This window comes from Caecibacter sp. AF58-12pH5A (assembly GCF_027681725.1).
Lineage (GTDB): Bacteria > Bacillota > Negativicutes > Veillonellales > Megasphaeraceae > Megasphaera > Megasphaera hominis.
In genome coordinates, this window is record NZ_JAQDBC010000006.1 from 64,758 (window position 1) to 76,839 (window position 12,082).

13 protein-coding genes are annotated in these 12,082 nt (G+C 55.0%); all 13 read left to right on the forward strand.

The annotated features are described in order from the left end of the window. The first annotated feature begins 34 nt into the window (after window positions 1–34). Window positions 35–796: an SDR family NAD(P)-dependent oxidoreductase gene (locus PGX44_RS04760; RefSeq protein WP_498854440.1), complete on the forward strand. Its 762-nt coding sequence runs from the start codon at window positions 35–37 to the stop codon at window positions 794–796. A 138-nt stretch (window positions 797–934) separates the two neighbouring features. Then, a complete protein-coding gene (gene ftsZ / locus PGX44_RS04765; protein WP_186502276.1) occupies window positions 935–1,960 on the forward strand; it encodes a cell division protein FtsZ in 1,026 nt (341 codons plus the stop codon). A gap of 76 nt (window positions 1,961–2,036) precedes the next feature. Continuing rightward, complete coding sequence (nrdR, locus tag PGX44_RS04770) at window positions 2,037–2,507, forward strand: transcriptional regulator NrdR (protein WP_498854441.1); 471 nt, start codon at window positions 2,037–2,039, stop codon at window positions 2,505–2,507. Window positions 2,508–2,520: 13 nt separating this feature from the next. Continuing rightward, window positions 2,521–4,002: a D-glycero-beta-D-manno-heptose-7-phosphate kinase gene (gene rfaE1 / locus PGX44_RS04775; protein ID WP_498854442.1), complete on the forward strand. Its 1,482-nt coding sequence runs from the start codon at window positions 2,521–2,523 to the stop codon at window positions 4,000–4,002. After that, window positions 3,999–4,964: an ADP-glyceromanno-heptose 6-epimerase gene (rfaD, locus tag PGX44_RS04780; protein WP_498854443.1), complete on the forward strand. Its 966-nt coding sequence runs from the start codon at window positions 3,999–4,001 to the stop codon at window positions 4,962–4,964. Before rfaE1 ends, rfaD begins: the two co-directional genes overlap by 4 nt. Further along, window positions 4,961–5,479 carry a D-glycero-alpha-D-manno-heptose-1,7-bisphosphate 7-phosphatase gene (locus PGX44_RS04785; RefSeq protein ID WP_498854444.1) on the forward strand — a complete coding sequence of 173 codons (519 nt, stop codon included), beginning with the start codon at window positions 4,961–4,963 and terminating at the stop codon, window positions 5,477–5,479. Before rfaD ends, PGX44_RS04785 begins: the two co-directional genes overlap by 4 nt. Then, on the forward strand, window positions 5,466–6,512 hold the full coding sequence (locus PGX44_RS04790) for a glycosyltransferase family 9 protein (RefSeq protein WP_498854445.1): 1,047 nt from the start codon (window positions 5,466–5,468) through the stop codon (window positions 6,510–6,512). The genes PGX44_RS04785 and PGX44_RS04790 overlap by 14 nt, the downstream gene beginning before the upstream one ends. Next, complete coding sequence (locus PGX44_RS04795; protein ID WP_498854446.1) at window positions 6,493–7,551, forward strand: glycosyltransferase family 9 protein; 1,059 nt, start codon at window positions 6,493–6,495, stop codon at window positions 7,549–7,551. The genes PGX44_RS04790 and PGX44_RS04795 overlap by 20 nt, the downstream gene beginning before the upstream one ends. 98 nt (window positions 7,552–7,649) lie before the next feature. Then, window positions 7,650–8,231, forward strand: a complete 582-nt coding sequence (locus PGX44_RS04800) for a porin (protein ID WP_186502267.1) — start codon at window positions 7,650–7,652, stop codon at window positions 8,229–8,231. Between the two features lie 485 nt (window positions 8,232–8,716). After that, window positions 8,717–9,160, forward strand: a complete 444-nt coding sequence (locus PGX44_RS04805) for a PaaI family thioesterase (protein WP_288201344.1) — start codon at window positions 8,717–8,719, stop codon at window positions 9,158–9,160. Continuing rightward, on the forward strand, window positions 9,153–9,599 hold the full coding sequence (locus tag PGX44_RS04810; RefSeq protein WP_186502266.1) for a PaaI family thioesterase: 447 nt from the start codon (window positions 9,153–9,155) through the stop codon (window positions 9,597–9,599). The genes PGX44_RS04805 and PGX44_RS04810 overlap by 8 nt, the downstream gene beginning before the upstream one ends. 50 nt (window positions 9,600–9,649) lie before the next feature. Then, window positions 9,650–10,789 carry an acyl-CoA dehydrogenase family protein gene (locus PGX44_RS04815; RefSeq protein WP_498854447.1) on the forward strand — a complete coding sequence of 380 codons (1,140 nt, stop codon included), beginning with the start codon at window positions 9,650–9,652 and terminating at the stop codon, window positions 10,787–10,789. 255 nt (window positions 10,790–11,044) lie between these two features. Beyond that, window positions 11,045–12,070 (forward strand): phenylalanine--tRNA ligase subunit alpha, encoded by a 1,026-nt coding sequence (pheS, locus tag PGX44_RS04820; protein ID WP_480207307.1) that lies wholly within the window; start codon window positions 11,045–11,047, stop codon window positions 12,068–12,070. Window positions 12,071–12,082: the final 12 nt, after the last annotated feature.

The window sequence follows — 12,082 nt, forward strand, 5'->3', positions numbered from 1 at the left end:
TGTTTGGCTTTTTTTATGAAAAGGGGGGAGAAGTATGCAGATCGCCATCATCACCGGCGCCTCGAGCGGCCTGGGCCGGCAATGTGCGGCCTACGCAGACCGTCAGGGCTTAGACGAAATCTGGCTTTTGGCCAGGCGCCGCGACCGTCTGGAAGAGGTAGCAGCCGGCCTTACGACACAGGCCCGCGTCATCGCCCTCGACCTTACGGAGGAAGCGAGCTGGAACGAGCTGGACGAACTCATACAGGCAGCCCGGCCGGATATTGCCTGCGTCATTCACGCCGCCGGCTTTGGCCGCATCGGCCCGACGGCAGACCTGACCACCCGGGGACAGCTCGGCATGATCCGCATCCACTGCGAAGCCTCCCTGGCCCTGACGAAGAGCGTCGTGCCCTATATGAAACGCGGCGCCCGCCTGGTCTTTATCTCTTCCGTCGCCGCCTTTTTGCCCATCCCGTATTTTAACGTCTATGCCGCCGCCAAGGCCTTTCTCCTGCGCTACAGCCGGGCCCTGCGGCAGGAGCTGCAGCCCCGTGGCATCAGCGTTACCGCCGTCTGTCCCTATTGGGTAGGCGATACGGAATTTGTCTCGGCAGCGCGGCAGGAAGGGGGCAGCCGGTATTTTCCCCGCTTGTTTCTCCCCGGCAAGAGCGCTGCCGTCATGCAAGAAGTCTGGCACGATATCGAAGCCCGGCGGGAACTGTCCGTACCGGGCTGGCAAGCCAAACTGATCCGGCTGGCGTCGGGCCTTTTGCCCCAGCGCGTCATGCTTTGGTTTTGCCGTCTCTTTGCCTGAAAAAAGCCTGTAAAAGGCCAAAACTATGTGAAAGAATTTTAAAAAGCCTGTAGATTAATTTCTCAATATAGTGTAAAATAATAAAGAAATCCTATCAGTACAGGAGTGTAGACCTTTTTTAAAGGAGGAAGTAGTAACATGGCAGACAATGCGAATATAAAAGTAATAGGTGTCGGCGGCGGTGGTAACAACGCTGTGAACCGTATGATAGAAGCAGGACTTCAGGGTGTACAGTTTATTTCCGTCAATACGGAAGACCAGGTGTTGGAAGTTTCCAAAGCCGACGTGAAAATTCAGATCGGTGAAAAACTGACCCGTGGTCTCGGCGCCGGTGCCAATCCGCAGGTTGGCGAACAGGCAGCCCTCGAAAGCAAAGAAGACATCATCAAAGCCCTGCAGGGTGCCGACATGGTCTTCGTCACAGCCGGCATGGGTGGCGGTACCGGTACCGGTGCAGCACCAATCGTAGCCGAATGTGCCAAGGATCTGGGCGCACTGACCGTTGCTGTCGTAACCAAGCCTTTCTCCTTTGAAGGCAAACGCCGTAAAGAACAGGCTGAAAAAGGTACGGCCTACTTAAAAGAAAAGGTAGACACGATCATTACGATCCCGAACGATAAACTGCTGCAGATGATCGACAAGAAGACACCGCTGAAGGATGCCTTCCTCAAAGCCGACGACGTACTGCGCCAGGGCGTACAGGGCATTTCCGACCTGATCACGACGACAGGCCTCATCAACCTCGACTTCGCTGACGTCAAGACAGTCATGTCCGACCAGGGCGAAGCCATCATGGGTATCGGCCTCGGCACAGGCGAAAACCGTGCCCTCGATGCTGTCGATGCAGCCATTCACAGCCCCTTGCTGGAAACCGGTATCGACGGTGCCCAGAGCATCTTGCTCAACGTCACAGGCGGCCCCGATGTCAGCTTGTACGAAATCAACGAAGCAGCAGAAAAAATCGCAGAAGCTGTTGACCCCGATGCAAACATCATCTTCGGCCAGGTCATCGATCCGGATATGGAAGAAGATTCCATCCGCATTACTGTGGTTGCTACCGGTTTTGGCAAAGAACCGTCCACCATTCCTTCCTTCGGACAGGAAGGCGGCAAAGCCGATAAGAGCGATGTCGGCGGTGTAGAAATCCCGTCGTGGATGAAATAATAAAGCAAATCAAAAAGCGGATCCTGGGGGACCCGCTTTTTTTTTCGATGGATGAAATTCCCAGGAGGAAATTAACATGAGATGTCCATTCTGCAAAAACGATGACACGAAAGTGACAGACACGCGCGCCACCGACGACGGCCGTGCCATTCGTCGCCGCCGGGAATGCCTGCAATGTGGCCGTCGCTTTACGACCTACGAAATGGTAGAAGAAGAACCACTGACAGTCATAAAAAAAGACGGCAGCCGGGAACTGTTCGACCGCAATAAAATACTCAACGGCCTTATCCGGGCGTGCAACAAGCGCGTCGTCACACGGCCGCAGATCGAAGCCATCGTAACGCGCGTCGAACGCAAGATACGCAACTCCCTCGTCCAGGAAGTACCGAGCGTAAAAATAGGTGAAATGGTACTGGAAGAACTGAAAAACGTCGACGAAGTCGCTTATATCCGTTTCGCCTCTGTATACCGGCAGTTTGCTGATTTGGACAGCTTCATGGCTGAACTGAAGCACCTTATGGGACATGATACAGAAAAAAATAAATGAAACAGGTGATCAAATGACGGACCGATATATTGACAACTTCTTGAACAACGTACTGCCCAAGCTGCGCATCGCTGTCATTGGCGACATTATGGTAGACCGCTATGTCTTCGGCAAGGTAGAACGGATTTCGCCGGAAGCACCTGTGCCGGTAAACCGCGTAGAACACGTCAAATCCGTACTCGGCGGCGCTGCCAACGTCGCCTCCAACCTGGCCAACCTGGACTGCAACGTCTACCTGGCCGGCCTCATTGGCGACGACGATAACGCCCGCCTCCTGCACCGTCTCCTCGAAGAGGAAGGCATCAACGGCTACGGCATGGTAGCCCGGACGGGCCACGCGACGACGACCAAAATGCGCATCCTCGGCGCACGCCAGCAAATGGTGCGCCTGGACTTTGAAGAAGTAACCCCCCTCAATGACCAAGAAACGGCAGAGCTCGCTACGTGGCTCGACGGCTGCATCAGCGCCGGCCTGGACGGCATTATCCTGTCGGACTACAAAAAAGGCGTCCTCACGGAAAAAGTGGCCAAACGGATCATTGAAACGGCAAAGGCCGCCCATATTCCCGTCCTCGTCGACCCGAAAGGGAAGGACTGGACGAAATACGAAGGCGCCGATTTCGTTACGCCCAATATGAAAGAATTGTCCGAATGCATTGGCCGCGACGTAGCCAACGAAGGCGACGCCGTCGTTGCCGCCGCCACCGAGCTCCTCAGCCAGTATGACTTCAAAAACCTCATGGTCACGCGCTCGGAAAAGGGCATTACGGTCATCAACAAAGACGGCAAGGTCTGGAACAATCCCGCTACGGCCCAGGAAGTCTTCGATGTCTCCGGCGCCGGCGACACCGTAGCCGCAGCCTTTTTATCGGCCATTGCCGGCCATTTGTCCATCCGTACGGGCCTGCAGATTGCCAACGCCGCCGCCGGCATTGTCGTCCGTAAGGTCGGCACCTATCCCATTCACCGCAGCGAAATGATCGAGCTCTGGTCTGAATGGCAGCCGCCGCGCTGGGCACCGTACCGGCCCCTCGACTGGGACCAGACAGCGGACAAAATCCGCCAGTGGCAGGAAAAAGGCGAAACCGTCGTCTTCACGAACGGCTGCTTCGACATTCTGCACCGCGGCCACGTCCTCTATCTCCAGCAGGCCGCCATGCTCGGCGACCACCTCATCGTCGGCCTCAACTCCGACGCCTCCGTAACGCGTCTCAAGGGGGAAACACGGCCCCTCGTACGCCAGGAAGACCGGGCCGTCATCATGAGCGCCTTAGGCTGTGTCGATGAAGTCGTCATATTTGACGAAGACACACCGCACGAGCTATTGTCCGTCCTCAAGCCGGACATCCTCGTCAAGGGCGGCGACTACAAGGCAGACGAAGTCGTCGGCCGGGAATTCGTTAAGCGCGTAGAAATTATCTCCTTTGAAGAAGGCTATTCGACAACAGGACTCGTAAATAAAATCGCAGCATTAGTAAAGGAAGGCAGATTATGAAAATTGTAACAGGTGGTGCCGGTTTTATCGGCAGCAATATTGTAAAACAGCTCAATAACCGCGGCATCGACGACATCCTCATCGTCGACGATCTCACAGACGGCCGCAAGTGCCGCAATCTCCAGGGCCTGCAGTTCTACGATTACATGGACTACGAAGACTTTGCCCAGCAGATGGAAGATGACACCTTCGACTACGGCTATATCGACGTCGTCTTCCATGAAGGCGCCTGCTCCGATACGATGAACTACGACGGCCGGTACATGATGAAAAACAACTACGAAGGCAGCAAGAACCTCCTGCGCTACTGCATGCAGCGCAAGATTCCCTTCCTCTATGCCTCGTCGGCTTCTACCTATGGCAGCGGCCGCAACGGCTTCCGCGAAGACCCGGCGTGCGAACAGGCCCTCAATCCCTATGCCTACTCGAAGCTCCAGTTCGACCGCTACGTACGGCGCATGCTGCCTCTTTCCAAAGGACAAATCGTGGGCTTCCGCTATTTCAACGTCTTCGGTCCCCAGGAAAACCACAAGGACCGCATGGCCTCCCTCATTTACCAGAAATACCACGAACTGCAGAAGACCGGCAAGATTACCCTCTTTGAAGGTACCGGCGGCTTTGAAAACGGCGGCCAGATCCGCGACTTCATCTACGTCAACGACGTAGTCAACGTCATTTTCTATTTCTGGGAACACCCGGAACTGTCGGGTATCTACAACTGCGGTACCGGCATAGGCCACACGTTCAACGATTTCGTACACGGCATTATCGACTACTGCGGCAAAGGCACCATCGAATACGTACCCTTCCCGGAAATCCTCAAGGGCAAATACCAGAGCTACACCCAGGCCGACACGACGAAGCTCATGGAAGCCGGCTATGACCGGGGCTTTACGCTTCTGCACGAAGCCGTCAAGGAATACTGCAGCATCCTCGAAAAAAGCGACGGGTACTTCGAATGATCAAAGCCGTCTTTTTTGACCGCGACGGTGTCCTCAACGTAGACACGCATTACCTGCACCGGGCAGAAGACCTGATCTGGGTAGACGGGGCCAAAGAAGCCGTAGCCACGCTGACCCGGCTGGGCTATGCCATCTTCATCGTCACCAATCAGAGCGGTGTCGCCCGGGGCTACTATACAGAAGACGACGTACACGTCCTGCACGACTACATGACGGCAGAATTTGCTAAAGCCGGCGGTACCATTACGGCCGTCTATTACTGCCCCTACCTGGAAGGCGCAGCCCTTTCCCAATACGACAAAAAAAGCGACTGGCGCAAGCCCGCTCCGGGCATGGTCCTCCAGGCAGCGCGGGATTACGACGTCGACCTGAGCCAATCCTTTATGATCGGCGATAACCCAAAGGACGTTGCCTGTGCCCACGCTGCCGGTATGGACGGCTACCTCTTTACCGGCGGCCGCCTGGACGACTTCGTTAGCCGCGTCCTCGAAGAGAGAGAACATGAAACAGTATAAGAACATCTTAATCATCAAAATGAGCTCCCTCGGCGACGTCCTGCACGCCCTGCCGACGCTCTACGCCATGCGGCAAAATTGCCCGCACGCCCGTATTGTCTGGGCCGTACACGAGAATTTCTCTGCCGTCCTGCCGGGAAAGCCCTATATTGATGATGTGATTTACATTGACAAAAAGAAATTAAAAAGCCTGTCCTACATAAAAGACCTGCGTAAACGTCTGCACGCCTACGACTTTGACCTCTGCCTGGACCTGCAGGGCCTGGCTAAGAGCGCCATCGTCGCCTGGTGCAGCGGCGCCAAGGAAAAATACGGCTATTGGGAAATGCGCGAAGGCAGCTTCCTCGTCAGCAAAGGCCTTGCAGGACCGCACAAGCAGGATCACGTCATCGAACGCTACCTCGATACGGTGCGCGTCCTCGGCGGCACTGTAGACCGGGTGGAATTTCCCTTGCCGTCCATTGCGGCAGAAAAGGAAACCATGCGCCAGCGCTTTGCTGCAGCCGGCCTTACGGGACCGTACATTGCTGTCGTACCGGGCGCCCGCTGGGACGTCAAGGAATGGCCCCTCCCGCAGTGGAGCGAATTCCTGCGCCGCGTCACGGCGACGGGCATGGCAGCTGTCCTTCTGGGCAGTCCGGCCGAAGCCGGCAAGGGGAGAACCATCTGTGACAGCGTCGGCTCGCCCTTGGTCTACGACTTTACCGGCCAGACCAATCTGCGCGAGCTCATGGCAGCCATTGCCATGTCCCAGGTGTACCTGAGCGCCGACACGGGCCCCCTGCACATTGCCAATGCCCTGAAAAAGGAACTCGTCGCCCTCTTTGGACCGACGAGCCCGGACCGCACCGGCCCGTACGGCGGCAAGGATGGATCGTACATCCATCTCCTCATTTCCCCGACGTCCCAGGCTACACCGGAGCATCCGCTCATCGATGACCCGGCGTGCATGGCCCAGATTACGACAGACAAGGTCTGGCAGGCTTATGAAACGGCATTAAGGAGGGTTACGGATGATCAATCTGCGTCATAAGAAAATTATCGTCACCTTTCTCATGCATTTAGGCGACTTGGTCCTCATTACTCCCTTTCTGCAGGTCCTGCGCCGTCACGCCACGGGCTCGGACATCACCCTCGTCGTCGATGAAAAGCTCGCTGACGTCGTGCGCTACAACCCCAACATCGACCATTTGGTTACCGTCGATAAGAAAGGGAAGGACAATTCCATCAAGGCCCTGTGGCACATTGGCCGCAGCCTGCATCACAATCACTACGACATTCTCATCAACCTGCACCCTAATGAACGGACGAGCTTTCTCGCCTGGACCATTGGTGCCAAGGAATTTGACGGCATGAGCCACTTCCTCTTCCGTCCCTTTATGGACCGCTATACCCATCTCGACCGCATCCACTTGCACGCAGCCGACATGTATATTAACGTCCTCGAACAGATGGGCATTACAGACCGCCGCAACGACGGCCTCCAATTCGAGACCTGCCCGGCCTGGGAAGATACAGCCCGTGCCTTTTATGAAGCAAACGGCGTCCGCCAGGAAGACAAGCTCATCGGCTTTAACATCGGCAGCGCTGTCGCGCAAAAACGCTGGCCGCCCCGCCGCTTTGCAGCCGTCGCCGATTATTTCAGTGACCAGGGCTACCGCTGCGTCTTCTTCGGCGGCACCATGGACCTCGACATGGTCAAGGACGCCACGGGCTACACGCAGCACCCGTGCATCATCGCTACGGGGCAGTTTGCCTTAGGCGAGCTGGCCGCAGCCATTCACCGCTGCTCCCTCTTCATTACCAACGACAGCGGCCCCATGCACGTCGCCGTCAGCCAGCACGTGCCCGTCGTCGCACTCTACGGGCCGAGCAATCCCTTCTTTTACGGCCCCTATACGGATAAGGCCATCGTCCTCGAATCGACGGACCACTACGAAGTGGGCAAGAGCATGAAAAAAATCATCAAAGAAGGCAAGTACGAAGGGATTTCCGTCATTACGGCTGCCCAGGTCATTGAAGCGGCAGAGGAACTCCTGGCGCGCTACGGCATAGCCCCGGCTAAGGCCTAGAAGAATCTCATAAGCAACGGAAATTTGAAAACATTCCGTTACTAGCGTATAATAGATACTATACTGAGAAAGGCAGAGTCTTTGGAGGTGCTTATTAGATGAAGAAAAACGTATTGCTCGGCATGCTCGTCGTGGCCGTATCTGTCAGTTCCCTGGCCATGGCAGCACCGAATAAAAATCCCCAGACAGGGGACCTGAAAGCCAACGTCAACTATGGCTTCGACCAAAAAGAAGGCGACCGCGGCGCCGACAGCCGCTTCACCGGTGGCGACGTGTCCTACACGATCAACCCCCGCGTCGACTTGCAGTACATGAACAACTACACCAAGGGCGATAACGACAACAAGCTGAACGAACACTATCTCCTCGGCGTCTATCGCTTCAATCCCTACGTATCCGCTTACGGCGGCATGAGCTACATCAAAGCCGATACGTACCGCAACGACCATTACTATGGCTACCAGGTCGGCCTGCGCGGCCAGATCCCCTTGGCAGCCCGTTGGCAGGGCTTTGCCTCTGTCGGCGTCGGCGATGATGCCAATACGTATTCCGTCGGTGTCGGCTACGACATTACGGATAACTGGGATGCCCACATTATGTACCGCCGCTCCGATATCGACGTAGACAACTACGACGATACCGTCAAAGGCTGGCAGGTCGGTATGGGCTACAAATTCTAAGCCGGTCAAAAAAAGAGTTTCCTCAGGGAAGCTCTTTTTTTTGTACCGCCTCCGGGCTGTATTGACAGGCCAGCCCATTCTCCCGTATAATACCAAAGTAGCATGTGCTGTGGTTGAAAGTCGATGTCAGTCGCAGACGAAGCGATCCACGTAAGGAGCCAAAATGGCTCTGATCATAGTGCGGCCTAGAAGTAAGACCTGCCGCGAAAAGCGAGAGGGCTAGTAGTGGGGGATGCAGATCATCTATGAGCGAACGTCCCAGCAGGCGAGTGTGGGGGTAAAAACCAGGTCAGGCATGTTGCGAAAGACTTCCGAAGGGAAGTCTTTTTTAATGTCCCTCAAAAAAAGAAAAGGTCTTTGTCGCGCCGCTTCACATAATGTTCGTAAAAGGCATAGGTATGCGAAAAATGCGTTTGACGTTTGGGGCCTGGTATTGTACAATATAAAAGTATTTATTTTCAACAGTATGGGGGAGTGGATGTAGCGTGAAGAAGGTAAGCATCGAGCAGATGGAACGGGAATTGCAATACAATCCCTACGACCGCTTTATGGATTTTCATGTTCTCAAAGCTGATGAAGATGATACGGAACTTGTATTTCACAATGTAGGTACCAAATGGGGCAACCCGAACGGGACACTCTACGGCGGCGTCCTCTATTCCATGGCCGATTCGGCAATGGAAACAGCCTGTGCTGTCGCCGGCAAAGCCGTCCTCACGCTGGACCTGGCCATGAACTACTTGCGCCCGGCCCTGGCGGACACGGTAATCCGCGGGAAGACCCATATACTGCACAATGGACGGACAACCATGGTCGTAACGTGCGACTTCTACGACGACGGCGACCGGTATCTGGCCCATGGCAAGGGTACATACTTTGTTACAGGTGCCTATGAAATGCAGACAGAAGGAGCCGATGGGAATGAGTGAACGTAAAGATAATGAGGCGTCAGAAGTCCTGAAACGCCGTGTCTTTAATATCCGCCAGGGTGTTTCGCAAATTCCCTATTTCCAGAATCTGCCCTGTAAGATTGACGATGTAGATGAAGGCTGGGTGCGTGTCACCTTCGACATAGAGGAGCACCTGTGCAACTACCGCGGCATTGCAGCCGGCGGGGTACTGGCGGCCTTTTGTGATACCCTCATGGGTATGGCCAGCCGCTCCCTGGGCTACCAGGTCACGACATTGGAAATCAACATGAACTATATCCGTCCTGTACACCCGGGACAGAAGATCGTAGGCGTCGGCCAGGTCGTCCACCACGGCGGCCGGACCATCGTAGCAGAGTGTGAATTGATGGATGAAGAGAACAAGGTGGTTGTCAAGGGGCGTTCTTCCTTTTATATTTTACGCAAATATGATGACTAGAACGCATTCCCCAGGGCGTACTTATTTGACAATGGAAGGTTGGTATCAACATGGATTTTGCTTTTAATGACGAACAGCAGGAGCTGATTAAAGTCGTTCGTGATTTGGTGCAGAAGGAAATCGTACCGTATGCGTCCGAAATGGATGAAACAGGCAAGCTGCACGAAGGCCTGCTCGACAAACTGGCAGCACAGGGACTCCTGAGCATTGCCATTCCGGAAGAATTTGGCGGAGCCGGACTCGATGCCGTTACGATCGCTGCCCTTTATGAAGAACTGGCTAAAGGCTGCGCCGGTGTAGCTACCTCTGTAGCCGCCAACGCACTGGCTTCGTATCCCGTGATCATCGCCGGGAATGATGAACAGAAACAGCGCTATTTCGATATTATCAATGAAGATTATCTGGCTGCTTTTGCTCTCACCGAACCGGGCACAGGCTCTGACGCCGGCTCCGTTTCGACACGGGCTGCCAAAACCGAAGACGGCAGCGGCTATGTCCTCAATGGGACCAAATGCTTTATCACCAACGGCGCCTTAGCTGAAGTATTCGTCGTCTTTGCCAATACCCGCAAGACCCCGAGCGTACGCGGCCTGACGGCCTTCATCGTGCGCAAAGGCACACCGGGCTTCACCATCGGCAAAGCTGAAAACAAAATGGGTATCCGTGCTTCCAACACGACAGAACTGATTTTCCAGGACTGCTTCGTACCCGTAGAAAACCGTCTCGGCCGCGAAGGCCATGGTTTCCGTATTGCTATGGAAACCCTCGACGCAGCCCGTCCCTTCGTAGGCTCTATTTCCGTCGGCATCGCCGAAGCTGCCTTCCGCGCCTGCAGCGAATACGCTAAGGTCCGCGTACAGTTCGGCAAACCGATTGCCTCCTTCGAAATGGTCCAGGCCATGATCGCCGATATGGCCATGAAGGTAGAAGGTGCCCGTCTCCTCGTACAGCGCGCCTGCTGGATGAAAGACCAGGGTATGGAATTCTCCCGCGAAGCAGCCATTGCCAAATGCAATGCCTCGGATATTGCCATGCAGGTTACGACCGACGCTGTCCAGGTCATGGGCGGCTATGGCTATATCAAAGAATACCCCGTCGAAAAATACATGCGTGACGCCAAAATCATGCAGATCTACGAAGGTACGAACCAGATTCAGCGTCTGGTTATTGCCAACAAGACACTTTACTGATACAATAGCGTTAGACAAGGCTATGAAAAAGAGAGCATACGCGTAAGGCCCATACAGGAAACGGATGCCGTGACTGAGAGCACCGCGCCGGCCGGCATATGCGTTCACTTTGGAGCTTCCTGCTGAACGGAGTAGGCAGGACGGGAATTCCCGTTACAGGATAGAGAGTACAAATTAGGGTGGTACCGCGAAATCAGACTTTCGCCCCTTTCGGGGCGGGAGTCTATTTTTTTTTACTAGAGGAGGAAACACCAAATGATGAAGGAAAAAATTGACGCCATCAAAGCGGCTGTCAGCGAACAGCTCGACAAGAGCGAAGCCCTGCAGGATATCCAGGATATCCGGGTCAAATACTTGGGCAAAAAAGGTGAACTCACAGCCCTCATGAAAGAACTGGGCAAACTGTCCAAAGAAGAACGCCCGCAAGTCGGCCAAATGGTCAACACGGCCCGTTCCCTCATTGAAGACGCATTGCAGCAGCGCATGGCCGAACTCAAACAGCAGGCCCTGCAGAAAAAAATCGAATCGGAAAAGATCGACATCACCCTGCCGGGCAGAAAGCCCCTCATGGGCCACGAACACATCCTGCACCAGACCGCACGGGAAATGGAAGAAGCCTTCATGCGCATGGGCTTTTCCATCGTCGAAGGTCCGGACATCGAATCGGACTACTACAACTTCCAGTGCCTCAACTTCCCCGATGACCATCCGGCCCGGGACATGCAGGACTCCATGTATATTACAGACAAAATCCTCCTGCGCACCCATACATCGCCGCTCGAATCGCGGACCCTCCAGGCCCACAAGCCGAACGAACCCTTCAAGATCATCGCCCCGGGCAAGGTATACCGCTGGGACTACGACGCCACCCATTCGCCGGTCTTCCATCAGATGGAAGGCATGATCGTCGACAAAGACATCCGCTTCTCCGACCTCAAGGGCATGCTCGAAGACTTCCTGCGCGAAATCTTCGGGCCCAAGACAAAGGTACGCTTCCGCGCCAGCTTCTTCCCCTTCACGGAACCGAGCGCCGAAGTGGACATTTCCTGCGTCATGTGCGGCGGCAAGGGCTGCCGTGTATGCTCGCACACGGGCTGGCTGGAAATCCTGGGCTGCGGCATGACCCATCCGAACGTGCTGCGCCAGAACGGCTATGATCCGGAAAAAGTCACGGCCTTTGCCTTTGGCATGGGCATAGAACGTATTGCCATGCTCAAATACGGCGTAGACGACCTGCGTCTGTTCTATGAAGATGACATGCGGTTCTTAAAACAGTTCTAGGAGGTAGCAGAC